The sequence below is a fragment of the Longispora fulva genome (assembly GCF_015751905.1).
GTDB classification, from domain to species: Bacteria; Actinomycetota; Actinomycetes; order Mycobacteriales; family Micromonosporaceae; genus Longispora; species Longispora fulva.
In genome coordinates this window covers 7,359,268-7,383,563 of sequence record NZ_JADOUF010000001.1, presented here as the reverse complement: position 1 = coordinate 7,383,563, position 24,296 = coordinate 7,359,268, and the positions used below count along the sequence as shown (strand labels likewise).

Sequence of the window (24,296 nt, the reverse complement as noted above, 5' to 3'; positions counted from 1 at the left end):
AGCATAACGTGAGTTTGTGAGGATTCCAGCCGCATTCCATGCCCTCGGTCGGCTCGGTCCACTCGTGCGCTGCGGTCTGGCGGGCGGGGTCCTGGTGGCCGCCATCGCGATGCCGATCGTGGCGACCGCTGGTTTCGGCGCCAAGAACGGCGCCGAGGCCATCGAGCGCACCGGCACCGACCTACCGGCCGGTCAGCCGCCCCAGGCGTCGTACGTGTACGCCAACGACGGCAAGACCCTGCTGACGACGTTCTACGACGAGGCGCGCAAGGTCGTCCCCCTCAGTGACGTGTCGGCCGCCGCCCAGGAGGCGATGGTCTCCGCCGAGGACCAGCGGTTCTTCGAGCACAACGGGGTCGACGCCAAGGGCGTCGTCCGGGCGTTCGTGAAGAACCAGGTCAGTGGCGAGGTGCACCAGGGCGCGTCGACGTTGACGATGCAATATGTCCGCAACATCCTGATCACCAACGCTGACACGCCCGAGGCAGCCAAGGAGGCCACCGAGCAGACGAGCAGCCGCAAGATCCGCGAGATGCGGATGGCCGTCGAGCTCGAGCGCAAGTGGACCAAGGCCCAGATCCTCGAGGGATACCTGAACGTCGCCTACTTCGGACACCGCGCCTACGGCATCTACGCCGCGGCGCAGATCTACTTCTCCAAGCTCCCCAAGGACCTCACGGTCGCAGAGAGCGCGATGCTCGCGGGCCTGGTGCAGGCCCCGTCGGAGTACGACCCGGCGAGTACCGACAAGAAGACCGCCACCGAGCGGCGCGACTGGGTCGTCGACCGGATGGTGACCGTGGGCTACCTGTCGCCCGAGGCCGCGGCGAAGGTGAAGGCCAACCCGATCGAGCTGCACATCGGGTCGATCCCGAACGACTGCGTCTCGGTCACGTACAACGACTGGGGCTTCTTCTGCGACTTCCTGCACGCCTGGTGGCTCCAGCAGCCCCAGTTCGGGGCGACCCGGGCGGAGCGGGAGAACGCGCTGCGCCGGGGCGGGTACGTCATCCACAGCACCCTCGACCCGAACATCCAGGGCACCGCGCACGAGCAGGTCACCATGCGCGAGAGCGAGAACAGCTCCTACGCGCACGGCGTCGTCCTGCTCGAACCGGGCACCGGCAAGGTCTCGGCGATGGCAGTGAACCGGGTGTACGCCCTCGACCAGAGCGGCAACGGCCCCAACTCCAACAGCGCCAAGCGGTCCGCAGGCATCCCCGGCAGCTACCCGAACACCGTGGTGCCGCTGCTCGGCGGGGGCGACATGTCCGGTTACCAGGCCGGGTCCACGTTCAAGATGTTCACCATGCTCGCCGCACTCGACGCCGGCATGCCGCTGAACACGCACATCTACGCGCCGCCGAAGGTCACCACCAAGTACGTCGTCGAGCCCGGCGGGCCGGCCTCGTGCGGGGACCGGTGGTGCCCCTCCAACGCCTCGGGCGCCATGACCGGTGACCAGACCATGTGGTCGGGCTTCGGCAAGTCCGTGAACACGTACTTCGCCCAGCTCGTCCAGCGGGTCGGCTCCGAGAACGCCGTCGCGATGGCCGAGCGGATCGGCCTGAAGTGGCACAACGACGTCGACCGCGAGATGGCCACCCCCGAGCGCTCCTGGGGCTGGGGAGCCTTCACGCTGGGCGTCGCCGACACCACCCCGCTGGAGATGGCCGCCGCCTACGCGACCGTCGCCGCCGACGGCGTGTACTGCGCCCCGATGGCCGTGAACGCCCTGTGGGACGCGACCGGCAAGCAGGTCAACCTCTCGCCGGCCTGCAACCAGGCGGTCCGGCCCGAGGTGGCCCAGGCCGCCGCCGACGCCGCGCGGTGCGTCACCGGTTACAAGGCCGCCAAGGGCAGCTGCGGGGACTGGAGCACGGCCCCGGGCGTGTACCCGCAGGTGAAGCGGCCGGTGGCCGGCAAGACCGGTACCACGGACAGCAACCGGGCGGCGTGGTTCATCGGATTCACGCCGGAGCTGTGCGGGGCGTCGTTCATGGCGGATCCGGACAACCCGTTCCACTCGGTCGGCGACGCGAACTCGCAGAAGCCGGTCAACACCGTGGCCGTCCTGCTGCACGACGCGCTGGAGGACAAGCCGATCCGGTACTTCACCCCGCCGCCGGACTCGATCGTCGGCGCGCCGGCCCCGCCGGCCAAGCCCGCGTCCCGGTGAGGGCTACGCGGTCAGCGACACCGAGCGCACGTAGTTGACCTGGTTGTAGATGTGGGCGACCTGGGCCTGGCTCATCACCGGGATCCGGGTCGTGTACATCTGCCGGCCGTTGCCGACCATGACGTTCACGTAACCCGAGAACCGGGTCTCCTTGGCCAGCAGGAACAGCAGGCTGAAGATCGTCAGGCAGAAGAAGCCCAGGATGGCGCACACGATCGCCCAGGTGGGCGTGTGCTGGGTGGCCATGAACTGGTCGGTGATCGACCAGACGCTGCCCCGCAGCGGGATCTCCCCCGCCGGGGTGCGCGCCACGCGCGGGGTCACCTGGATCTCGCCGAACTGCGCGAGCACGGGCTCTGGCTGGTACACGGGGGCGCCCGAGTACGGAACCGGGAGGTAGGGGTCGGTCACCCGGATGAGGGTAGTGCCCCGCCGCCACGCTCCGCGTCCCCGGTGACCGCTTCCTTGCGGGCCAGCCAGAAGTACCCGAAAAGTGCCATTCCAGCGAACAACCACCACTGGATCACGTAGGCGACGTTCATCCAGGTCGGCTGCCGTTCCGGCTCGGCCGGGACGGCCGTGAACCCCGGATCGGCGTGCTCGGCGGAGATCCAGCCGCCCAGTACCGGATAGGTCAGGTCCCTCGCGATCCTCGACGGATCGATCCGGCGCACCTCCAGCGCCCCGTCGCCCCGATCCACCGGCCCCGGGCTGCTCTCCGGCAGCCGCAGCCGGCCGGTCACCGCCACCGGCCCGGACGGCGTCGACGGCACCGCCGGCCGGGCGTTGAGCCCCGACGCCGCCGGCGGGACCCAGCCCCGGTCCACCAGCACCGCCGAGCCGTCGGCCAGCCGCAGCGGCACCAGCACCTCGAAGCCGACCTTGTTGTCCAGGGTCCGGCCCCTGGCCAGGACCACGACAGACGGGTCGAACACCCCGGACACCGTGACCTGCCGGTATTCCAGCTCGTCGGCCGGCGTGGTGTTCGGCCGGCTCAGATCCGTGACGGGCACCGGGGGCGCGACGACCGCGGCGTCCACCCGATCGTTGATCGCGGCCCGCTGGTGGTAGCGCTGCAGCTGCCAGTAGCCCAGCCCGACCATGCCGGCGCACAGCGCCAGGCTCAGCGCGGCCAGCCCCAACCAGCGCGGGGTGCCGAGGAAGCGATACACGACGGTCACCGTACCTGTCCCGAACTTGTGACCTGGCTCTCGGAGCGCGCCGTGCGATACGGTGCCGCGGTGAGAACAGGGATCAGTACGCCCGTACGGCGCTTCCCACCGATGACCGTCCAGACCCCTCGGCTCCTGGTCCGCACCCTGACCGTCGCCGACGTCCCGGCGGTCACCACCGTGTTCAACGACCGGCAGACCCGGCGGTGGCTGCCCTTCCCCGAACCGTTCACCGAGAACGACGCCCAGCAGTGGTGCACCTACCTGGCCGCCGACCGGCGCGACAGCGGCGACGGCGACCACTACGCCGTCGTCCGGCGCGACGACGACCGGCTCGTCGGCTGCCTGTGGGCCAAGCGCACCGACTGGGCCGCACAGGTCACCCAGGTGACCTACGCGATGTCCCCGGAGGTCCGGGGCCAGGGCATCGCCTGCGAGGCCCTCGACGCGGTGTCCGTGTCGCTCGTGCTCGAACACGGCTTCCACCGGGTCGAGCTGCGGATCGCCCCCGGCAACCTGGCCTCCCGCCGGGTCGCGGAGAAGGCCGGATTCACCTACGAGGGCCTGCTGCGCAACGCCGGGTATGTGCACGGAGGCCGGGTCGACCTGGAGGTGTGGTCGCTGGTGGCCGCGGATCTGCGCGGACCACTGGGGACGGCCGCCGCGGGGTAGGCGAGACGCGGGGGTGCGGAGCGCCCCCGCGCCGGAGCGCTCAGGACGGGCGGACCACAACGGGAGCCGGCGTGTTCAGGCCGAACAGGGCTGCCGGGATGTCGCTGACCGTGTGCACGCCGAGGGCGAGGGAGTCCTGGCCGGCGGGCATCGAGTACATCACCGTGACGACGTAGCGCTCGGCCGGGCCGGCGAAGCCCACCGTGCTGGTCACCCAGTGCTCCACCCCGCCGTCCTTCTCCTGCGACCAGCCGTTCTTGGTGCCCGCCCCCTGGGTCGCGCCCACCGCCCACACGCCCCAGTGCTGGATGTCCTGCACGTGCCGCATGGCGTCCACGATGTAGGCGCGGTCCTCGCCGTTCAGCGTGCCCAGCACGTACGCCATCAGGTTGGCCAGGTCATCGGGGCCGCACTTCATGAAGCCCCAGTACCGGTCGAAGCCGGCGACGAAGGTCAGCCCCTTCATCCCGTACGTGTCCCGGAACCCCGGCACCATCGAGTCCCGGCCGAACTTCTTCCAGATCCGGTCGGCGGCGTCGTCGGACGACCACGCGAGCATGTCGGCGATGTCCTTGCGGTCGGCGGCCGCCAGGGTCACCTTGCCGGCCCTGGCCCGCTCGAACACGCTGGTCACCATCGCCAGCTTGATCGTCGAACCGGTCCAGGTGGTCTTGTCCGTCGCGCCGGCCTTCCACACCGCCCCGGACTGCCGGTCGCGGACCTCGACCCCGAGCTGGCCGGGGCTGGCCTTGACCCTGGCCTCGACGGCGGCGAACTTCGGCGCCCAGGAGCAGTCCCAGCCGTGCGGCTCACAGGCCGGGGTGGTCGGGGCGGGGGCCGGGGGCGGCGTCGGGGTGCCGGCCGGGGACGCGGCCCGGGTCGGGGGCGGGGCGGCGGCGGGCGCCGAGGAGCAGCCGGCGAGGGCCAGGGTCGCCGTCACGGCACACAGCAGCGACCGGGCGAGCGGGCGGGCGGAAGGCATGACGGCTACTCCGGTTCGGGGGGCGAGGAGTGCTTTCCAGCGGGGGGACCGCCGGAACCCGGGTCGGTCCCCACCGTAATCCAAAAAATGGGGTTGATCTGCCTCAGGCCTGTTCCCCGAGCCGCGCCAGCAGCAGCGTCTCCGCGAGGCACACCTTGGCGAACTCCCCCAGGTGCAGGCTCTCGTTGGGCCCGTGCGCCCGCGCGTCGGGGTCCTCCACGCCGGTCACCAGCACCTCGGCGGCCGGGAACGCCTCCTGGAACTCCGCGATGAACGGAATCGACCCGCCCACGCCCAGGTTCACGCACTCCGCGCCGTCCCAGGCCTCGCTGTGCGCCGCCCGGGCGGCCTCGTACGCCGGACCGTCCGTGCCGACCACGCACGGCTCGCCCTTCTCGCCCCGGGTGACGGCGACGTGCGCGCCCCACGGCGCGTGCGACTCCAGGTGCGCGACGAGGAGATCCATCGCCGCGTCGACGTCCTGGCCGGGGGCGAGCCGCATGCTGACCTTCGCCCGCACGCTCGGCACCAGCGTGTTCGACGCGTTGCGCACGCTCGGGCAGTCGATGCCGGTGACGGCGATCGCCGGCTGGTGCCACAGCCGCTCGGTGATGGAACCCCGCCCGATGAGCTGCACGCCGTCCAGGACGCCGGACTCGGTCCGGAACCGGTCGTGCGGGTAGTCCACCGGGGTCGGGCCGGCGTCGTGCAGGCCCTTCACCGCGACGCTGCCATCGGCGTCGTGCAGGGTCGCGAGCAGCTTGCTCAGCGCCGTCAGCGCGTCCGGGACCACGCCGCCCCACATGCCGCTGTGCACGGCGTGGTCGAGGGTGCTCACCTCGATGTAGCAGTCCACCAGGCCGCGCAGGGACGTCGTCAGCGCCGGGGTGCCGATCTCCCAGCTCGTGGAGTCGGCGATCACGATCACATCGCTGCGCAGATCCTCCTTGTACTCCGCGAGCAGATCCGGCAGCGACGCCGACCCGAACTCCTCCTCGCCCTCGATGAACAGGGTCACCCCGACCGGAGGCCGGCCGTCGAACGCGCGGATCGCCGTCAGGTGCGCGACGATGCCGGCCTTGTCGTCGGCGCAGCCCCGCCCGTACAGCCGGCCGTCGACCTCGGTCGGCTCGAACGGCGGCGTGTGCCAGGCCTCGATGTCACCCTCCGGCTGGACGTCGTGGTGCGCGTAGAGCAGGACCGTCGGCGCGCCCTCGGGGGCCGGGATCTTGGCGATGACGGCCGGCTGCCCCTCCCCCGCGCTCACGATCCGGACATCGGTGATGCCCACGGAGCGGCACAGCTCCACGACCTTCTCTGCGGAGGCCTGGACGTGGCTGTGGTCGAATCCGGGGAACGCGATGCTGGGGATGCGCGCGAGGGCCTCGAGGTCGACCCGGGCCTGGGGAAGGTGCCGCTGCACTGCGGCGCGGAGGGCGTCGGTCATGCCCGAATCCTATTCGCCGCCCTCCCGACCCGCAGATCAAGACCATCATTTGTTACGGCGACCTCCGACCGGCGGCCCGGAGGGGTCAGGTCGCCGACTCGAGGCGCACGCTCGCCGCGTCCCGGGTCCCGTCCGCCGCGAAGTGCGCCCGCTCAGCCTCCGCCCACCGCAGGAGCGGTTCCCGCAACTCCTCGCCGTCGCGGTCGAGCACCCTGGCCAACCGCACCTCGGCCGGCGCATCGAGGAAAACGCTGGCCACCAACTCGGGCCGAACGACCGCACGCGCGGACGACACCCCTTCGAGCACCAGGACCTCCTCAGGACGGGCCTCACGCCACACCCCGCTGAAACCCCCGACACGCCAGTCATACGCCCGAAACCGCGCCACACTCCCGGCCCGCAACGGCCCGAGCAGCCAGGCCTCAACCCGCGGCCACATGGTGGACAAATCATCCCACCCATCGAGCAAATCATCGAGGTGCACTACGACAACCCGCCCGCCCCGCGCCCGCACTGCCCCCGCGAGCCGCTCCGCGAACGTCGTCTTCCCGGCCCCCGACGGCCCGTCCACGGCCACCACCCGCACCGTCCCCAACCGAGGCTCGGCCACGAGCACCCGCCCAGCAAACTCCCCCAACTCGAACTCATCCACGCCCAAACCCCCACCCGCCAGTACTCCGCGTTACCCCGGCACAACGGTGAACCGAAAAGCGACCGCTGTCCGTGGCGGGTTCGGTTGAAGAGAGTCAAAGGCCCTTCTCTCTTCAACCGAACCCGCCACGGACCCCCACCCCGGCAACCACAACGAACGATCAACGACCCTCAATGATCGCCGAAAGCAGATCGCCATCCAGATACTCAGCGACCAGATCACCCAACAGATCGAGCTGCCGCGACCGCAACCCGGCGAAGTCGGTGTCCGGCGCCGGCGTGAAATCCCGCCCGGCCTGCCCAGCGACCTCCACGAGGAACGCCCGCCGAAACGCGTCGTTCTCCAACAATCCGTGCCAGTGCGTCCCCGCGACCGGCCAGGCGAGTACGCCCTCCCCGCCGCCCGGGATCGTGATCAGCGGAGCCGCCGACCCGTCGACCACAGCCTGGCCGTGGTGGATCTCGTACCCGGTCACCGGACTCCCCAGGGCCTCCCCGACCGGCCGGCTCAGCGTCTTGGCCGCCGCGAACGTGACGTCGACCGGCAGCAACCCGAGCCCGGGCACGTCTCCGGCCCGGCTCTCGACGTCGTCGTGGATGGTGCGGGACATCATCTGGTACCCGCCGCAGATCCCGAACACCGGCCGCCCCGCCCGGACCCGCTCCACGAGCACCCGGTCCAGCCCGAACTCGCGCAGCCACGCCAGGTCGGCCACGGTCGCCTTGCTGCCGGGCAGTACCGCCAGGTCAGCGGCGGCCACCTCCGCCGGGTTGGACGTCAGCCGGACCGTCACCCCGGGCTCGGCGGCCAGCGCCTCCGCGTCGGTCGCGTTCGAGATCCGGGGCAGGCGCACCACCGCCACGGTCAGGCCCTCGGCCCCCGCCGGCGGACGCGGCCGGCCCAGGACCGCACCATCGCGGTAGGACAGCGAGTCCTCGCCGTCGAGCCACAGGTCCGGGCTGAACGGCAGCACCCCGAGCACCGGCCGGTCGGTACGCTCCCGCAGCATCTCCAGCCCCGGTTCCAGCAACGACCGCGCGCCCCGGAACTTGTTGATCACGAAGCCCCGGATCAGGGCCTGGTCGGCGGCGTCGAGGAGAGCCAGGGTGCCGTACAGCGCGGCGAACACCCCGCCCCGGTCGATGTCGCCCACCACGATGGTCGGCAGGTCGGCGGCCCGGGCGAGGCCCATGTTCACGAAGTCCCCGGCCCGCAGGTTGATCTCCGCCGGGCTGCCGGCCCCCTCGCAGATCACGACGTCGTGGTCGGCGCGCAGTTCCGCGAGGGTGTCGAACACCATGCCGGACAGTTGCCCCTTGAGCTGCCGGTAGTTCGAGGCGTCCACGTGCCCGTACGGCTGGCCGAGCACCACGACCTGGCTACTGTGGTCGCTGCCCGGCTTGAGCAGCACGGGGTTGAACCGAACGCTCGCCTCCAGCCCGCACGCCGCGGCCTGCAACGCCTGGGCCCGACCGATCTCCCCGCCGTCCGGGGTGACCGCGGAGTTGTTGGACATGTTCTGCGCCTTGAACGGCGCGACCGACACGCCCTGCCTGGCCAGCCAACGACAGATGCCGGCGGTCAGGATGCTCTTCCCGGCATCGGAGGTCGTCCCCGCGACCAGCAACGCCCCCTTCACGCCGCCACCCCGCCCAGAGCCCGGTCAGCCCGGCAGGCGCCGGTCATGACGCGGTCCGGCGGCGGGTGCGAAGCCAGGACAGCGCCGCGCGGCGGGCCGGGGCCGCCAGGGCGTGCCCGGCCGTGGCGACGAGGGCGGCGGTGCCGATCGCCGCCGACAGCCGGGCGGCCCGGTAGATGTCCCGGCCGGCGGGCGGCGCACCGTCCCCGAGGGTCGGGCGGACCTCCACCCGACCGGCGTAGTCGTTGCGTCCGCCGAGCCGCAACCCGAGCGCTCCGGCCGCGGCGGCCTCCACCTGGCCGGCGTTCGGGCTGGGATGCTTGCCCCCGTCCCGCAGCCAGGCACGCAGCGCCGGCCCCCGGTGCCCCCGGCCGGCCACCAGCACCGTGAGCCCGGCGGCGAGGCGCGCGGGGACCAGGTTGGCCACGTCGTCGAGCCGCGCGGCGGCCCAGCCGAACCGCTCGTACCGGGCGGACCGGTGGCCGATCATCGCGTCGAGGGTGTTGGCCGCGCGGTACCCCACCAGCCCCGGGAGCCCGGCAACAGCCCCCCAGCACAGGGGGGCCACGACGGCGTCCGAGGTGTTCTCGGCGACCGACTCGACCGTGGCCCTGGCCAACTCGGCCGGCCCCAGCCCGGACGGGTCCCGGCCGCACAGGCTCGGCAACGTCGCGCGCGCGGCCGGCACGTCGCCCACCGCCAACGCGTCGGCCAGGGTGACGGCCTCGCGGCGCAGGCTCGTACCCCCCAGCACCGCCCAGGTCGTCACGGCCGTGAGCGCGGCCCGGGCGACCGGATGCTTTCGCGTCGCGAACTGCGCGACCGCGGCGGCGGCGACCGGCACCCCGAGGGCGATCGCGACGTGCCGGGCACCGGCGGCGCGGCTCGGCGCGTAGGTGCGGCGCTCCAACGCCGCGGCCGCCTGGCCGAAGCCCGCGACCGGGTGCAGGCGGCGCGGGTCGCCGAGCAGCCGGTCGAGGAGGACGCCGGCGACGAGGCCGGTGGCGTTGGCGGCGGCGAGGGAGAGGCGCATGCCCCGAGCCTAACGACCCGCCGAGCCCGGCCCCGCGCCCGTGACCCGGTGGATGACAAGCCTGGCGGGCAGCCGTGGCCCGAGTCGCCACCGGCCCGGCCTGTCGCGGCCGGACCGGGTGGCGGACCAGGGCGCCCGAACCAGGTCGTGCGGACCAACCAGCCTGTGGCGACCGGTCGGCCCCTCGGCTCAGACCCCCACCAGCTCCCCCAACTCCTCCTCCAGCGCCTCCGTGGCCTCCCCGCCCACGAACTCGTCCTCCGAGCCGTCCTCCACCATCTCCGTCACCGCCGGCCGCCACCGCGCGAACCGCCCGGTCCCCCTGGCCAGGTCGTGCCCCACGGCCACGGCCTCGAGCTCGTAGGAGATCCGCTTCTCGCCGCCCTCCGTCTCATACTCCCGAGTCGACAGCCGGCCGGTCACGATCACAGGATCGCCCTGGACGACCGAGGTGGCCACGTGCTCGCCGAGCCGTCGCCAGCAGGCGACCTTGACCCGCAGCGAGTCCCCGTCGACCCAGGTCTCGGTCGCGCGGTCGAAGCGCCGGGCGGTGGACGCGACCTTGAAGTTGGTGACCGCCGTGCCGGTCCGGACGGTCCGCCGGCTCTCCGGCGCGCTGAGAACATTGCCGACGATGGTGACATACGTGTCGAACATCAGATTTCCCTCTCGATGGATGTGAGGGAAGCGTGCCAAGAATCCACCGGCCGGAACCCGGCCCTGTGGATAACCAACACTTCCGGTTGAGCTGGGGAAACAGAGACCAGAGCGCGGGATTGGCTGACGTTGTGAACAGCCTGTGGATAACTTCTGTTCAGTTTGAACCGTATCATGGGAGATTCAAAGTGAACAGCACGGATGACCAGCGCGACCCCCTCGGGCTTGTGCCTTCAGGGGCCGCGACATCCAGCTACAGCGGCATGGGCCAGGAGTAGGGCCCGTCGGGGTCGTCGAGCCAGATGTATTGGCGGTCGGGGTCGTCGAGGGCGGTGATGCCGAGGCGGTCGCGTCCGGGGCGGCCGAGGGTGTCCCAGAGGGCGGCGGCGTGCTCGACGGTGTCCCAGAGTCGGGCGGGGCCCCGTTGTAGCGCGGTCCAGCGGCCGGGGCCGGCGGGGATGAGCGGGACCTCGGCGAGTGATGCGGCGTCGGAGATGGTGACTGCCTTGCCGGTGGGTCCGCCCTCTGTGGTGCCGATGGACAGTCCCGGGATGTGCAGGTGGAGGAACAAGGCGAGTTCGTCGTCGGGGTTGGTCAGGCGTTCCGGGTCGAGGGTGGTGGTGCCGTAGTGGGGCATCCGGCCGTGGGTGCTGGCGCGAGGCCCGGCGAGCGGGTCGTCGAGGCGGGGGCGTAGGGGCATGAACGACATGCGGTGTGGGTCGAAGTGCCCGACTACTTCGTCGGGGGCGGTTTTGGTGAGGACCATGAGCGCGGCGTCGGTTCCGCCGTGTAGGGGCGCGACGATGCGCCCGCCGGGGGCGAGTTGAGTGATCCAGGCCGGGGGGATCTGGGTTACTGAGCAGGTGGCGAGGATGGCGTCGAACGGTGCCGCGCTGGGGAGCCCGGCGTATCCGTCGGCGGCCTTCAGCGTCGGGTGATAGTCGAGGTCGGCCAGCACATCGCGCGCGCGGTCCACTAGCGCCGGGTCCAGGTCGACGGAGTACACCCGGTCGGGGCCGAGGCGGTGACACAGTAGGGCGGCGTTGTATCCGGTGCCGGTCCCGATCTCCAGCACCCGGGCCCCGTCGGTGATGTTGAGGTTTTCGAGCATCACCGCGACGGCCTCGGGTGCGCTGGCCGAGGATGTCGGGATCTCGATGAACGCGCCGCCGCCGAGGTCGCCGGGCCGGGTCTGGGTGACGAGGGCGTCGTCGGTGTATGCGTCCTCGACGGGGACCTCGGGCACGAACCGGTGGCGTGGGGTCGCCTCGATCGCTGCCCGCCAGGCCGGGTCAGTGAGCGCGCCGTCAGCCGTCAGCCGGGCGGCGAGGGCGCGGGCTTGGGCGTGCCAGTCGGTCATGGTGCCTCCGTGAGTTCGTCGGCGATGGCCGCCGGTATGGGTAGGTCAAGTTCCTCGGTGAGCCAGCCAAACTGGCCGCCGCCGTTGCACTCCAGAAACACCCAGCGGGCATCAGGCGTGACGACGAAGTCATACGCGCCGTAGATCAGGCCGAACCGCTGTTGAAACCTCGCCACCGAGGCTACGACGGGCGCGGGGCAGGCGATCGTCTCGTACGTCAGCGAGTCGTAGTCGGCCCGCCAGTCCACCCGAGCGGCGTCGGAACCGGCGTGGATGGCGGCGGGGAACAGCCGGCGGCCGACGACGGTGAGGCGGACCTCGAAGGCTTTGGGCACCCATGCTTGGAACAGGTGGGCGGTGGTCTCCACCCCGGCGAGGTCGACCAGGTCGGCGGCGGTGACGCGCCGGGTCCATACGGGGGTGTAGTCGCCGGCCTCGGCGACGATGGGGTCGGCGAGCGGCTTGACCACCAGATCGCCCGTCGCCTCGGCGAACTCGCGGACAGCGGCGGCGTCGTTGGTGATCAGCGTCGGAGGGACGATGAACCCGACGTCGGCGGCGGCGGCGAGTTGGCGCGGCTTGTACTCGACATCAGCCAGTGCCCCGGGGTGGTTGATCCACTTGACCGGCAGCGAGGCCAGGACACCACCGACGCCGACCCGGGCCTGTGAGCGGGCGAATCCCAGCTCGGGGCCGGACATGCCGTCGGGCATGGTGAAGTCACTCGGGCGGCGGTAGTACACGGCCGTGACGTCCTCCAGCGCGAGCCGGGGGCCGCCGTTCCCGGTGAACGTCCCCGACCACCCCGCGCCCAGGCGGGCGGCGAGGCGCGCATCGCGGGGGAACTCCCCCGGATCGATGCGGATGCAGTCGACGCCGCGCGCGGCGAGCTGATCGGCCACAACTTCAGCCGACCAGTCGCCGCGCGCGCTGATGATAAGGATGGTCATCAGTCGTCGGGGGTCGTGTACTCGTCGTTCTTGGTGCCAGCCTTGGGGCCGTCGAGGCTGGTCGGGTTGCTGTGCTTCTTCAGCGTGGCCGGTGTGCGGTGCTTTGCCGTGACGATGCCGGGCACCGTGCCCCGCAGCACGAAGGGACGGGCGTCAGTGGGCTGCTCGTCGTTGCCGGGCACGATTGGCAGCGCCCGGGGGAACAGGCGGGATGCCGGCATCAGGGGGTCCGGCTGCGCCGGGCCGAACATTGGGGGGTACATGAACGGGCCTCCTTCACGAGGTGCGCCACAGGTGCGGCGCGTATTCACTGTGTCGTAAATCGACGACTTTCGACTAGGTGCGCTCGCTATGGATCTGCTGGTGCCGGTTCAACCGCGCGCAGGTCGGCGGGCCCCTCCCGCGTGGTGTCACATCGAGCGTCACGTCGTGCCTCCCGGTTGTGTCGGGTCGAGGTGCCGGGGCCCGCCGCTTGTTGGGAAACGAGCGGGCCCCGGCGTTGCCCCGCACGGCCGGCGGCGTGTGAGTGGCACCGCCAGCGGTCGGGGCGCGGCGGCGGCCCGATCCCAGGAGCCGCCGCGAGTTGAGTGGATCAGGTCAGAGTCAAACGTGCAGCGCTCACGCTGGCGTCGTCGCTCGGGTGGGTGGGGCACGGGTTGCCACACCAGCGTTTCGGCGACGGCTCGGGCAGCCATGCGACCTCGGTGCGTCCGCCGTGCCCGTGCACGCGCAGCACGTCGTCAATCGAGTCGTACGAGCAGCTACTCGTGACCCCGGTTGTGGTGCCGATCCAGCGCAGCTCGACCCGGCCGTCGAACCACACCACGCCGTGCGCGACGACGCCCGTGCCGCTGACTCCGGTGGGGTCAGACCAGCGGCGCAGCGCGAACGGGCGCGGCGGCCGGATCGGATCGGGCGGGGGTGGCTGGTCGCGGGCGCTGGTCATCCGCGCCACCTGAACAGTTCCCAGGTCGCCCACATCTCGAAGTCGGGCACCACGACGTAGGTTTCGCGAGGATCGAGGGGCTGCTCGCGGTACGAGGTGGGAAGCACGGTAACGGGTCCGCCGTCACAGGTGAGGCGCACGAGCCCCCACTCGCCGCCCTCGACCATCCACGCGTGCCCGTCGTGGCTGATCTTGTAGCCGACTCCCGGCATCAGCCACAGCCAGTGGTGCCCGTCGCACTCGATGCGGTACCCGCCCGGGATCATGCTCTTTCTCGCGCTGTCGTCGTACCGGGTGGCGAGCGTCCCTAACGCTGTCCCCTGCGGCACGGCCAGCGGCAGCGTGCGCCCGTTGACCGTCATGCCGCAGCCTCCCCGAACCAACCGCGCGCGCCCCAGTACGGCGGCGGCGCGAAGTAGGCACGGCCAGCCTCGCCAGGCACGCGGCGCGGCCTCGACCCCGGTGCCGACAGTCGCAACCTGTCGGCCGGCTCGGGGCGGGGCTGCGGGGACGGGCGGCGTCCGTTGATGACCCGCTCGACCAGCCGGCGAGCACTGCACCAGTACGACGTGCCGCACGCACGACACACCCCTGACTCGTCGGCGCGGTGGTCCCACAGGAGACGCGACGCGAGCGCCCAATCAAGCGGGTCGACACCCGGCGGCGCCGGGGACGGTGCGGGGGCAGCGTGGTGGCTGGGCAGCCCCTTGGGCCGCTCGGGCGCGACCAAGCACCGGGGCGGCGGCACCGTGGGCAGCACCACCGTCGGCCCGTCAACCGGTGCCAGCTTGCCCATGCCAGGAAGGCGGACGCCGAGACGCGCGAGCACGGCGATAGCGGCGTCGGCGGCCGGACACGGTCCCGGCGTTCCACACGCGCGGCATGCTCGCGAACGCGGGTCGAGCACGTGCTCGCCCAGGATGTCGCGGGCGTCGGCAACCCCGAGCCCGGTAGCGGTAGAAGGTGGTTCGTGGTACACAGAGCGTGAGTGACGCATTGCGTGATCCATCATGGGTCCTTTCCTGTCGCTCGTTTGGCCGGAGCGGGCGCGCGGCAGCCAACCTGTCGCCCGCTTCGGTTGGGTGCTAGGCGCCGGGAACGCTTGCGTACGGCTCGGCGCGAAGAAACCGCGTGATGTCCCCCGCGTCCTCGATCGCGTGGTCAAGCAGGGTCGACAGCCCCGAGTTGGACACTTCGGAGCTAAGGTGCAGGACTGCTTGCGCCCTATCGACCGATGCGGCCAGGACTTTTGCCATAGCTAGTGCGCGGTTGACCTTTTCCATCGCCCGCGCGGCCTCCCCCATGTCGCCGATGACCATGCCTTGCCCTCCGTAGCTGATCGTTTCCGCAAGCCGACCAAACGTGACGTTGGATAGGTACCAATCATTAATGTGGTGCCGATCATAGTCAAGGACTGGGCTAGATTTGGTTGGTACCTATGTCGAAGGATGTGCCCGTGACCTCTCTGTATCGCAAGATCGCGGCCGAGCTGCGCGACCAAATCTCACGGGGTGCGCTTCGACCGGGCGACAAGCTGCCCACCGAGCCACAGCTCGTCGACAGTTACTCGGTGTCGCGGAACACGGTCCGACTGGCGGTGGCGCTGTTGGTCAACGAGGGGTTGATCGTGATCGTTCCCGGCCGCAACGGTGGGATGGTGGTGCGCGATCGGGTGACCCTGACCTACCACGCTTCCCGCGTCGAACAGGTTGACGGGCTGGTCGCGGAGACTGACGCGTACATGACAGAGGTCCAGCAACAGGGGCGGGAACCAACCCAGACGTTCCACCTGACGATTGAGGCGCTGCCCGCTGAACTCGCCGAGCGCCTTGACGTGGCAGACGCCAGCTCGGCCGTCGTCCGCTGCTGTCTCCGCTTCGTCAACGGCGAGCCCACATCGACGCAGGACACCTACTATCCGAAGTGGCTTGCCGACGAGGTACCCGAGCTGATGAGCCCCAGCGACATCCCGCAGGGCACAACTCGCTTGCTCGCCGAGAAGGGTTACCCGCAACCGGCCTACCGTGACGAGTTGCTGACCCGGATGCCTACACCCGACGAGGTACGCCGGCTCGAACTGCCAGCAGGCACGCCGATCATGGAGTACCACCGAACCGGCTACCTCCCCGACGGTAGGCCGATTCGGGTCACCCGGATCGTGTTCCGGGGAGACGCAAACCGCGTGGTCTACACGCTCGGTGACCCAACCGTGTTCATGAACCGCGAGAGTGCCGAGTGATCGTCACCAGGGCCACCCTTGCGGATGTCGACATCATCATGTCGTGGCGCCGCGAGCGCGTCGCCTGGCTCAAGGCCAGAGGCGAGGACCAGTGGTCCATCCCCCTGCCCCGCTCGGCGATTGCCGCAACCGTCCAATCCGGTCAGACATGGATGGTCTGGGACGGTGACGATGCGGCAGCAACCCTGACGCTCACCGGATACGTCGATCTCGATGACCTCTGGAAACCCGACCGCGACCCCGAGGCACTCTGGTACCCAGAGGATGACCCGGCAGACGCGCTGTACGTGGCGAAAATGATGGTTCCCCGCCGACGAGCTGGCACAGGCCTCGGGACCGAAATGCTCGCGTGGGCCAGCGGCCAGGCTTACGACGCTGGGCTTACCTGGCTACGGCTGGATGCTTGGACAACAAACCCACGGCTTCACGCGTACTACATGGGCAAGGGCTTCCAACACGTTCGCACGATCGCCAGCCGGGTTTCCGGCGCCTGCTTTCAGCGTGCGACCCAGCCGTACATGGGGCACACGCTGAAGACCGGCTAGGGCGCGCGCTACAAGGCGGCTCGGGCGATGCGGCGTACATAGCTGTCGGACACGCCGAGGGCGTCGGCGATGCGGGTTTCGCTCAGGCTGGGCAGCTCGGCGCGGATGCGCGTCAGTACGGCGGCGGTCTGTTCGGCGGTGCGCTTGCCTTTCGGGGGCAGCTCGGCGACCAGGGCGCGCAGGATCTCGGCGGGCGTCGGCGGCGCGACGGGCTCGGGCTCCGGTTCGGGCTGCGGCTCGGGGGTGAACATCACGTGCACGCGCCAAACGATGATCGGTGGCACGGCGGCGACCAGGGCGGCTACGGCGATCTGTGCGCCGTGCGGCAGCATCGGGGCGACGTGTGCGGCCTGCTGCGACACGATGGCCAGCCCGAGCGCCCACCCGAGATCGCGGCGGCGGCCGGCGGCGAGCGCGGCCCAGAGGTACGCGTCGAGGGCGATCGGGTAGGCGACGGCGGCGACGGGGTGCCAGCCGACCGCGACGGCGAGGGTGTACTCGCCCCACAGACCCAGCGCAGCGGCGGCGATCAGGGAGACCCAGCGCAGGACAGAGAGCGAGCGGGTCGAGGCGGCGGCGGTCGAGGCAGTCATCGCGGGGTCTCCAGTCGGATCGATCGGCGGGGCGAGGAAGGTGCCGGGGCGGCTGGTCGCGCGCCCCGGCGGCGGGTTACCGGATGGGGCGGCGGATCTCGACCGGGCAGGAGGGGGCGAGGATCATCGACAGCGGCCGGTGTCCCCGCGCGAGGCCGATGACCTGCACGTCGTGAAGGTCGAGGGTCGGCGGGTCGGTGATGAACACCCAGAGCGGCGCGTTGTCGTGCCCGAGGTTCGCCCAGTCCCCGGCGGTGAGGTCGCCGGCCGTCACGGTGAGCGGCTGCTCGTCGGCGTCGCTAGTGGTCGGGGTGTGCGGCGAGGCGTGCAGGAGGGGCGCGGGCCGGGTGTCGTGGGGGGTGGCCTTGCGACTGGAGCCGTCGCCGCACGGGAACCACCAACCGTCAGAGGCGGCGTGTCCCCAGCGGCGGCCGGGCCGGTCGGCGCGGCGGGAGATGAGCGCCGAGCAGTGCGCGCAGTGGCTGAACTCGACCGACTCGTCAGCGGAGGTAGGCAGCTCGGCGGCGAGCGAAACGAACTCGACACGCTTGCTGTCCTGGACGCGTCGGTACGCGGCGCGCGGCATGAAGTCGTCACCGTAGGCCCAGAACTTGACCGCCGGGCCGAACTCGTCGAGCACGTTGTCATTGCCGTCGATCACCAGGTACCGAGTGCCGGGCTTGACGACCCGGACCACGACGCCGGTCTCGGCGGGCTGCTTACCGCGCCCGAAGTAAGTGCACACCATGCCGGCGGTCATGTCGTGTCCCTTGACGGTGGCGTTCTCGATCTCCATTGCCGTTCCCCCATCCCTGACTTGATGCCACATCGTGTGGCAACACAAGTAGGCCACATCATGTGGCGTCGAGTCAAGCCGTGTCGCCACATGGTGTGGCCTCCAGATGTGTGACACGATGGGGTCATGATCGAGCAGACAGACACCCCGAAGCGGCGCGCCGTGCGCGAGGCTGCCGAGGTGATGAAGGCCGCGAAACCCGCGCTACATAAGGCGATCGTCGAGGCGAAACTCGACGGGGCCAAGGTCGGCGAACTCGCTGCCGACTCCGGCTACGCCCGCGAGCAGGTGCGCCGGATTCTCCGCGCGAACGGGATTGCTGCGGACTAGCCCGGAACGCAAAAAAGCGCCCCCGCCCCCCGCACGTGGCGGAAGGCGAGGGCGCTGCGGTGTGGGCTACTCGGCGCGGACGAGCGGCGTGCCGTCGGCATCCTTGGGGTTGGCGATCGGAGTGACGCGCGGCCGGACTACGCCGAGGTACACGCCGAGATCGGCGAGCGCGGCGACGGCCAGGACGAGCGCGGCGACCTGCGCGTCGTCGAGGGGCAGCACGCGCAGCGCCACCAGGGCCAGTAGTACGGCCTTGACGGTCACGGAGATTGCCGCGCCGAGCGCGGTCGGGGTCAGGGTCGGGTTCACGGTGTCGGGTTCTCCTTGCTGGTGAGGGTGTCGATAACCGCGCGGAGTCGCGCGATCTCGGTACGGGCGTCGGCCAGCTCGTCGGACAGGCGGGCCAGCTCGGTTCGTAGCTCGTCGGCGACAGCGGCGGCGGCCTCGGTGATGGCGTGCGCCGCTTGAGCGCGCAGTACGTCGCGCTCCGCGTAGAGCTTGGCGACCTCGGCGTCGCGGGCGCGGCGGCCGAGTAGCGCGCCGACGATGCTGGACACGACGCCCGTGCCGAGTAGGGCGAGCACGAGGTCGGCGGCGCGCACGGGCGGGATTCCTCCTAGGTGGGTCGAGGGGCGACCGGGGCGGGCGTCGGGTGGGCGAACAGCACGGCGGCGAGGTCGCTGAGGGTGCGCGCGCCCAGGTCGAGGGAGTCGCGGCCCTCGGACATCTGGTACATGGCCGCGATGACGTAGCGCTCGCCGTCCCCGGTGAACCCGACGGTGGACACGCACCAGTGCGACGCGCCGCCGTAGGGGTTTTCCAGCCATCCGTTTTTGACGCCCGAGCCCGGCCCTGCGGACCACATGCCCCAGTGCTGGACGTCGCCGACGTCGCGCATGGCGGCGACGATCCAGGCGCGATCGTCGGGGTGGGTGTGGTCGAGGGCGTAGGACATGAGCGCGGCGAGGTCGCCCGGGGTGGCGGTGAGCGCGCCCCAGTCGCCATTAGCGCCGGACATCGTGAGCCCGGCCATGCCGTACGTGTCGCGGAACGTGGCGAGCATCGCGGTCGCGCCGTAGCGCTGCCAGGTGCGCGAGGCTGCGGCGTCGTCGCTCGTGTGGAGCATGGCGGCCAGGTCGCCGCGCCCGTCCGGGGTGAGGGGCTGGCTTCCGGTGCGGGCGGCGTCGAGCGCGTAGACGGTCAGGGCGAGCTTGATGGTCGAGCCGGTCCAGATCCGCTCGCCGGTCGCCCCGGCGGTGAACCGGGCCCCGGTTGCCCGGTCGACGAGCATCAGGCCCAGGGTTCCGGGACTGCGGGCGACCAGCTCGGCGGCGGCGTGAAACCGCGGCGCCCACTCGCACGGCCAGCCGCCCTCGGTCGTGCACGGCGGCGGGCTGGTCGAGGGGGCCGCCGTCGGCGGGTACAGGATCAGGGAGGCGGCCGGCGGGGGAGGCGGCACCCGGGCGGCGAACGTCGCCGCGCCGAGCACCACCACCCCGAGCAGCCCGGCGAGCGTCGCGGCCAGCGGCCCGCGCGCCCGGCGCCGCCGACGCGTGCCGGGTTCGGTCACGTGATCGGGGCGGTCCACGCCGCCGCCCAGGTCTGCGGGCCGACGATGCCGTCGGTGACCAGTCCCTTTTCCTGCTGGAACTGTCGGGCGACGTTCGCGGACTGCGGCCCGTACCAGCCGTCGACCCCGATGCTCCAGCCCCGGGCGCTCATGCGCTGCTGCCAGGTACGCACGTCGCCGCCGTTCATCTGCGGCCGTCCCGGGGTGTAGACGAACTCTCGGCCCGGCCACGCCGGGTAGCCCGGCTGGGGGGTCGGGGTGCTGCCGCCCGGGGCGGGCTGGCCGGTGATGACCGACAGCACGGCGGACATGGCGGCGGGGTTGTCGGCGTGCTTGCGCAGGAACGACACGTGTACGTGCCACAGGTGCGACGAGTCCGAACTCGACGGCCGGTTGTAGTAGGTGTCCCAGCCGGTCACGTCGTGGCCGTTGGTCGTGCCGTAGAACTCCCGCGTGAAGTCGAGTCGGGAGTCGTTCGGGTCCTTCGCGCTGGCGAGCAGCCGGCCCGTCACGAGCGCCATGTCGGCGGCGTTCATGGACATGTCTACGGCGCTCGCCCAGCGGGAATCGCCGAGCTTGTCCTCGGGAAGCTGAACGCTGTAGTTCGAGCCGGGCTGATCCTCCCGGCTGATGTGGTAGCCGCCGCTGCGGGCGTGGGCGCGGTCGCCGACGATGCCGGAGAACTCGGCCGACTCGATGGCGCTCTCCCAGTCACGGGCGAACTTCTGCATGGTGGTGGTGGCGATCGTGGCCAACGTTGGTGCTCCATATTCAGTTGTGAGTGAGGAAACGCACGCGACACGGCGTCGCGGCCGGGGGTACCGTCGATGTCGGTCCGGCACCTTCCCCCGTGGGTGCCGGGCCCTTTTTGTGCAGGGCGGGCGATCAGGCCGGGTTGTAGGCGATCGAGGCGGTGATCGAGTCACCCGCCGCCCACGTCCACGGCGCGGCGTGCGTCACCAGCGCGGTCGGGCCGATCAGTTCCAGCACGCCGCCGTTAACGCGGCACACGCCGGCCTGAACGGCGGAGGTCCCCGGGTGTGCGAGGTAGAGGGAGCCGATCGCGCGGTCGGCCGGGTTCGGCGGGGTCGGCAGGGACAGCCGGTAGGCGCCGCTGCCGGCGGCGACGCCCGTGCCGCCAAAGGTGAGCGCGATCTCGGTGAACACGAACGCTCCGTGCCACCACCAGCGCCCGACCGCGCTGCCGGTGCTGCCGAGGTTCGGGGCGGTGGTCGCGGCGGTCAGGGCCGGCGTGAAGGTCGACCAGCCGGGATTGTGGAGGGCTCGAAGTGCCGTTACCTCGTCGGTGATGGAGTTGATGAACGAGGCGCGTGCGCGCCCGCCCGGTTGCTGAGTTTCGAAAGTGGGCATCAGTCCCCCCATGCGTAGGTGTCCCAGGCGCCGACGTCCCAGGCCAGCGCCGAGGCGTCGTGACGGGCGCTGATGGTCTGCGTGTAGCCGGATGTGCCGATCCGGTCGGTGATGGCGGTGATGAGGTACCAGCCGTCGAGGTCCAGGCCGTCGCGGTCGCGGATGCGCACCCGGTCGCCGAGCTGTAGCCGGGGGTCGCCGATGATGTCGAGTCCGGTGATGTGGGCACGCGGTTCGGCGAGGTCGGCGACGAGCAGGTCGGCCAGGCGCTGGGCGACGGCGGTGCTCTGCACCCACGGCGAGGCGGGCACGGTGAGCGGCTGGTCGCCGTAGACGTACCGGGACGCATCGGCGGTGGCGGTTGCCGAGATCTCGGGGCCCAGAGCCAGCGCCCGCCCAGCGATCATGATGGTGGGAACGTTGCCGTTGTTGGCCACGTACCGCGTGCCGCCCGTGGTGTTGCGGATCGTCAGTCGGGCGCGGGTCGGCTCCCAGTCGACGGTGAGGTACACGTCGGAGGACACCGACCACGACGACCCGTCGGCGGCGGTGCTGACCGTGAGCCGGGTTGCGATCGTGGTGCCCGATACGCCGTAGGACTGCTGGTCAACGGAGTAGGCGGGGGCTGCCAGCGGCACCCACAGGGTGACGGTGGCCAGCGGGTCGAGCTTCACCGGTTCCCGAGACTCGTACAGCGATTGACGCACCGTCGAGCGGGCGGCGGGCCGGTGGCGGACGTTGACGACGTTGCGCACCCGGTCGATGTCCTCGCGGGTCGTCAGCGACAAGAGGGACTGCTCGGCGGTCAGGGTCCGCGCCTCGACCGGCACGGCGGCGGTACGGGTGCGGTAGCGGAACACGCCGCCCTCGTCGAGCAGCACGGTCGCTTGTTCGGCGGCGGCGATCTCCTTGAGCAGCGCCCACGCCTCGCGCGGGGTGCCGTCGGGGATGCCGACGAGATCCAGCGCCGACGCGCCCAGGTAGGCGGTAGGGATGAATGTCGGTTGCCAGCTTGGCCAACCGGTCTGTTCGCTGTTCCACACCATCAGCTCGGCGCACGGCATGTAGGAGCGAAACTGTGCGGACAGGTTCATCCGGCGGCCCGGCGGGGTAAACGTGCCGGTGCTGGTGGCCCCGTCGAGGTTGAACCCGGCGCGGCCGGCGATCAGGTGCACGCTCACCCCGACGTAGTGCCAGGCGCCGTCATCGGGCACCGTCGGCCCGAACGTGTCGACGTAGACCGTGCCGGCCCCGCCGATCGGGCCGGACGGGTTGTAGCGGTAGCGCACGGCGAGGCGGTGATCGTCGGCGACCCCGAGGGCGATGTCACCCCGGGGAGCGTTGGGCACGCCGTCGATCTGCATCGTGAGCCCGGCCCGCATGTTGTACCCGGAAACCGCGACCCCCGCCACGCGCCGGACCCTCACCGTGACGGTCATGTAGTCCTGCTTGTTGGTGCCCGCCGGGTCGGTGCCGTACTCGATGAACGGCATGAACACGTTCACGGCACGCCAGTCGGTGCCGGGGCGGGCGTCAGCGGCCAGGACGAACGGCCCCGGCACGAACGTCGGCGGTTGGGCCACCTGCCCGACGGTGGGGTCGGCGCGCAGCCCGGACGCCTCTGCGATCGCAAACGGGGAGTTGACGAAGAACGCCGTAGCGCTGCCCCACATCGGTACGTAGGCGTCTGAGTAGTTGGTCGGGGCGGCGTCGAACCGGGCCACTCTTTGCCCGGAGCGGTACGCCATCCGCGACGCCTGCCAGCAGGTGCGCCCGACCAGCCACGTCGCGTTAAGTCCGGAGTTCTCGTCAACGGCGAGCGGGGTAGTCGCCTGGCGGAAGTACTCCCGGTAGTCCAGCGCGTCGAGGCGGGCGGTACGCGCTGCGGAGTCCACGGTCAGGGCCCGGGTGGTGCCGGTGAACCGGCGCACCGCTTGCGGCCCGGCGTCCGTGAGCATCCCGACGTCGGCGGTGACGTTGCGCGCGAGGCGGGTCATGCCGGCAAGGGGTGCGTGTGGGGCGGTGGGCGAGAACCACCAGGCGGCGTGTCGGGTGGCGTCGAACGGGTCGCCGGTCACCAGCTCCACCGACAGGGACGCCGCCGCGCTGCCCTCCACGAGGCTCACCTCGTCGGGTAGCTCCCCGGCGAGGGTGCGCTCGATGGTGACGGCGCCGATGTGCCCGGTGAGGTCGTCGCTGGTGCCCGGTACGGTCCAGTCGGCGGACACCGTGACGTAGGGCTGCCGCTCCGGCGAGTCGATAGCGTCGGCCAGGTCGGGCGTTGTGGGGATCATCCTGCACCGACCTCCAGGAACGTCGCGGCGGCTGACAGCTCGTCAGCCCACGGGTAGGAACAGGTCAGCTCGACCAGCGACACCAGCGGCACCCCGCGCCCCGGAAGCCATCCGGGGGCGGTGGGGCCGAGGTCGACGCGCAGCGCATCGACGTACAGCACCGTGGGCGCGGTCACCGATCCGGGCGCGACGTTCACGCCGGGGTAGGTCAGCGCCGCGCCGGTCGGCGGGGTGGCGGTCAGGGTGAGCGTCTGCCACCCCGGGCCGGCGGTGACGGGGGTGCTGGTCGCGGTGCCCGGCAAGGTGTGGTCGTCGGCGTCGCCGAATTCCGCGATCAGGGTCACCGTGATCGGGGCGGCGGCGCGGACCTGCGCGGTCCAGGTGAGCGGCACGCCGGGGATGACGGGCAGCCCGGGTAGGTTGTGCTGCACGGTCAGTGCGAGCACGTGATCAGCGGTCGGGTTGGCGGGCAGTGACCAGGCCAGTGACCGCCGGCCCGTTGCGGCGTAGGCGGTGCTCGACGCCATGACGGCCGGTCCGCCGAACCCGTCGGTGGTGGCGAGTACGTCGGTCGCGCTGGCTTGCTGCGGGGTGAGGTAGTTCCAGCCGGCGGCGGTGGGCAGCAGCAGGAACGGGCCGGGCCCCCACCCGCCTGTGTGGAACGCTTCCAAGACGGCGTACTCGGCGGGCGTGAGCCGTTCCCACGCCATCGTGTACGTGCGCCGGCCCGGCCCCGCGTAGTCGACGGTGCGGCCCCCGCCGAGGGTGGCGTGTTCCTGGCGGGGGCGGGCGAGGGTGGCACCGACGCCGGGGTCGGGGTCCGGCAGCGCGACGAGCGCGCCGACGTTGCCCAGGTATACCGTCACGAG

Annotated in this window: 27 protein-coding genes and 1 pseudogene; 5 read left to right on the top strand and 23 right to left on the bottom strand. The window is 71.3% G+C overall.

What is annotated here, in order from left to right:
- Window positions 1–16: 16 nt before the first annotated feature.
- On the top strand, window positions 17–2,179 hold the full coding sequence (locus IW245_RS34180; RefSeq protein ID WP_233473079.1) for a transglycosylase domain-containing protein: 2,163 nt from the start codon (window positions 17–19) through the stop codon (window positions 2,177–2,179).
- A gap of 3 nt (window positions 2,180–2,182) precedes the next feature.
- Here IW245_RS34180 and IW245_RS34175 read toward each other — a convergent pair whose 3' ends face one another.
- Both IW245_RS34175 and IW245_RS34170 read right to left on the bottom strand, forming a co-directional pair.
- A complete protein-coding gene (locus tag IW245_RS34175; protein ID WP_197007235.1) occupies window positions 2,183–2,590 on the bottom strand; it encodes a hypothetical protein in 408 nt (135 codons plus the stop codon).
- Entirely contained in the window at window positions 2,587–3,351 is a 765-nt protein-coding gene (locus IW245_RS34170) for an SURF1 family cytochrome oxidase biogenesis protein (protein ID WP_197007234.1), read from the bottom strand. Before IW245_RS34170 ends, IW245_RS34175 begins: the two co-directional genes overlap by 4 nt.
- Window positions 3,352–3,420: 69 nt before the next feature.
- Between IW245_RS34170 and IW245_RS34165 the strand changes: the two genes are divergently transcribed.
- Window positions 3,421–4,023, top strand: coding sequence for a GNAT family N-acetyltransferase (locus tag IW245_RS34165; protein WP_233473080.1), 603 nt, complete (start codon window positions 3,421–3,423; stop codon window positions 4,021–4,023).
- Between the two features lie 40 nt (window positions 4,024–4,063).
- Here IW245_RS34165 and IW245_RS34160 read toward each other — a convergent pair whose 3' ends face one another.
- The 12 genes and pseudogenes from IW245_RS34160 to IW245_RS34105 form a co-directional block, all read right to left on the bottom strand.
- Window positions 4,064–5,005, bottom strand: coding sequence for a serine hydrolase (locus IW245_RS34160; RefSeq protein WP_197007233.1), 942 nt, complete (start codon window positions 5,003–5,005; stop codon window positions 4,064–4,066).
- Between the two features lie 103 nt (window positions 5,006–5,108).
- Window positions 5,109–6,452 carry a dipeptidase gene (locus tag IW245_RS34155; RefSeq protein ID WP_197007232.1) on the bottom strand — a complete coding sequence of 448 codons (1,344 nt, stop codon included), beginning with the start codon at window positions 6,450–6,452 and terminating at the stop codon, window positions 5,109–5,111.
- A gap of 85 nt (window positions 6,453–6,537) precedes the next feature.
- Window positions 6,538–7,104, bottom strand: a complete 567-nt coding sequence (locus tag IW245_RS34150) for a uridine kinase family protein (RefSeq protein ID WP_233473081.1) — start codon at window positions 7,102–7,104, stop codon at window positions 6,538–6,540.
- A gap of 160 nt (window positions 7,105–7,264) precedes the next feature.
- Window positions 7,265–8,743, bottom strand: a complete 1,479-nt coding sequence (locus IW245_RS34145; protein ID WP_197007231.1) for a cobyric acid synthase — start codon at window positions 8,741–8,743, stop codon at window positions 7,265–7,267.
- 43 nt (window positions 8,744–8,786) lie between these two features.
- The gene (locus tag IW245_RS34140; RefSeq protein WP_197007230.1) at window positions 8,787–9,776 is read right to left on the bottom strand and encodes a cobalamin biosynthesis protein; all 990 of its coding nucleotides are present in this window, start codon (window positions 9,774–9,776) and stop codon (window positions 8,787–8,789) included.
- 228 nt (window positions 9,777–10,004) lie between these two features.
- A pseudogene (locus tag IW245_RS34135) lies at window positions 10,005–10,433 on the bottom strand (single-stranded DNA-binding protein); the annotation flags it as partial.
- Window positions 10,434–10,686: 253 nt separating this feature from the next.
- Window positions 10,687–11,793 (bottom strand): methyltransferase domain-containing protein, encoded by a 1,107-nt coding sequence (locus IW245_RS34130; protein ID WP_197007228.1) that lies wholly within the window; start codon window positions 11,791–11,793, stop codon window positions 10,687–10,689.
- A complete protein-coding gene (gene tgmB / locus IW245_RS34125; RefSeq protein ID WP_197007227.1) occupies window positions 11,790–12,743 on the bottom strand; it encodes an ATP-grasp ribosomal peptide maturase in 954 nt (317 codons plus the stop codon). The genes IW245_RS34130 and tgmB overlap by 4 nt, the downstream gene beginning before the upstream one ends.
- Window positions 12,743–13,006, bottom strand: coding sequence for a hypothetical protein (locus IW245_RS34120; protein ID WP_197007226.1), 264 nt, complete (start codon window positions 13,004–13,006; stop codon window positions 12,743–12,745). The genes tgmB and IW245_RS34120 overlap by 1 nt, the downstream gene beginning before the upstream one ends.
- Before the next feature lie 329 nt (window positions 13,007–13,335).
- Complete coding sequence (locus IW245_RS34115) at window positions 13,336–13,689, bottom strand: hypothetical protein (RefSeq protein WP_197007225.1); 354 nt, start codon at window positions 13,687–13,689, stop codon at window positions 13,336–13,338.
- Window positions 13,686–14,051, bottom strand: coding sequence for a hypothetical protein (locus tag IW245_RS34110; RefSeq protein ID WP_197007224.1), 366 nt, complete (start codon window positions 14,049–14,051; stop codon window positions 13,686–13,688). Before IW245_RS34110 ends, IW245_RS34115 begins: the two co-directional genes overlap by 4 nt.
- Before the next feature lie 723 nt (window positions 14,052–14,774).
- Window positions 14,775–15,008, bottom strand: a complete 234-nt coding sequence (locus IW245_RS34105) for a hypothetical protein (RefSeq protein ID WP_197007223.1) — start codon at window positions 15,006–15,008, stop codon at window positions 14,775–14,777.
- 137 nt (window positions 15,009–15,145) lie between these two features.
- On the opposite strand from IW245_RS34105, the gene IW245_RS34100 reads away from it, so the two are divergent.
- Both IW245_RS34100 and IW245_RS34095 read left to right on the top strand, forming a co-directional pair.
- On the top strand, window positions 15,146–15,928 hold the full coding sequence (locus IW245_RS34100) for a GntR family transcriptional regulator (RefSeq protein WP_307788940.1): 783 nt from the start codon (window positions 15,146–15,148) through the stop codon (window positions 15,926–15,928).
- The gene (locus tag IW245_RS34095; protein WP_197007221.1) at window positions 15,925–16,473 is read left to right on the top strand and encodes a GNAT family N-acetyltransferase; all 549 of its coding nucleotides are present in this window, start codon (window positions 15,925–15,927) and stop codon (window positions 16,471–16,473) included. The genes IW245_RS34100 and IW245_RS34095 overlap by 4 nt, the downstream gene beginning before the upstream one ends.
- 8 nt (window positions 16,474–16,481) lie before the next feature.
- Here IW245_RS34095 and IW245_RS34090 read toward each other — a convergent pair whose 3' ends face one another.
- A complete protein-coding gene (locus tag IW245_RS34090; RefSeq protein WP_197007220.1) occupies window positions 16,482–17,066 on the bottom strand; it encodes a hypothetical protein in 585 nt (194 codons plus the stop codon).
- 76 nt (window positions 17,067–17,142) lie between these two features.
- Complete coding sequence (locus IW245_RS34085) at window positions 17,143–17,862, bottom strand: hypothetical protein (RefSeq protein WP_197007219.1); 720 nt, start codon at window positions 17,860–17,862, stop codon at window positions 17,143–17,145.
- 126 nt (window positions 17,863–17,988) lie between these two features.
- Here IW245_RS34085 and IW245_RS34080 point away from each other — a divergent pair, with 126 nt between their 5' ends.
- The gene (locus IW245_RS34080) at window positions 17,989–18,192 is read left to right on the top strand and encodes a hypothetical protein (protein WP_197007218.1); all 204 of its coding nucleotides are present in this window, start codon (window positions 17,989–17,991) and stop codon (window positions 18,190–18,192) included.
- Between the two features lie 66 nt (window positions 18,193–18,258).
- On the opposite strand, the gene IW245_RS34075 is transcribed toward IW245_RS34080, so the two are convergent.
- The 7 genes from IW245_RS34075 to IW245_RS34045 all read right to left on the bottom strand — a co-directional run bounded on the left by IW245_RS34075 (window position 18,259) and on the right by IW245_RS34045 (window position 24,293).
- Window positions 18,259–18,501, bottom strand: coding sequence for a hypothetical protein (locus IW245_RS34075; protein ID WP_197007217.1), 243 nt, complete (start codon window positions 18,499–18,501; stop codon window positions 18,259–18,261).
- Window positions 18,498–18,794: a hypothetical protein gene (locus tag IW245_RS34070; protein ID WP_197007216.1), complete on the bottom strand. Its 297-nt coding sequence runs from the start codon at window positions 18,792–18,794 to the stop codon at window positions 18,498–18,500. Before IW245_RS34070 ends, IW245_RS34075 begins: the two co-directional genes overlap by 4 nt.
- Window positions 18,795–18,808: 14 nt before the next feature.
- Window positions 18,809–19,780, bottom strand: coding sequence for a serine hydrolase (locus IW245_RS34065; protein WP_307788939.1), 972 nt, complete (start codon window positions 19,778–19,780; stop codon window positions 18,809–18,811).
- Complete coding sequence (locus IW245_RS34060) at window positions 19,759–20,517, bottom strand: peptidoglycan-binding domain-containing protein (RefSeq protein ID WP_197007215.1); 759 nt, start codon at window positions 20,515–20,517, stop codon at window positions 19,759–19,761. Before IW245_RS34060 ends, IW245_RS34065 begins: the two co-directional genes overlap by 22 nt.
- A 130-nt stretch (window positions 20,518–20,647) precedes the next feature.
- Window positions 20,648–21,133, bottom strand: coding sequence for a hypothetical protein (locus IW245_RS34055; RefSeq protein ID WP_197007214.1), 486 nt, complete (start codon window positions 21,131–21,133; stop codon window positions 20,648–20,650).
- Window positions 21,133–23,427, bottom strand: coding sequence for a hypothetical protein (locus IW245_RS34050; protein ID WP_197007213.1), 2,295 nt, complete (start codon window positions 23,425–23,427; stop codon window positions 21,133–21,135). The genes IW245_RS34055 and IW245_RS34050 overlap by 1 nt, the downstream gene beginning before the upstream one ends.
- Window positions 23,424–24,293: a hypothetical protein gene (locus IW245_RS34045; RefSeq protein WP_197007212.1), complete on the bottom strand. Its 870-nt coding sequence runs from the start codon at window positions 24,291–24,293 to the stop codon at window positions 23,424–23,426. The genes IW245_RS34050 and IW245_RS34045 overlap by 4 nt, the downstream gene beginning before the upstream one ends.
- Between the last annotated feature and the right edge of the window lie 3 nt (window positions 24,294–24,296).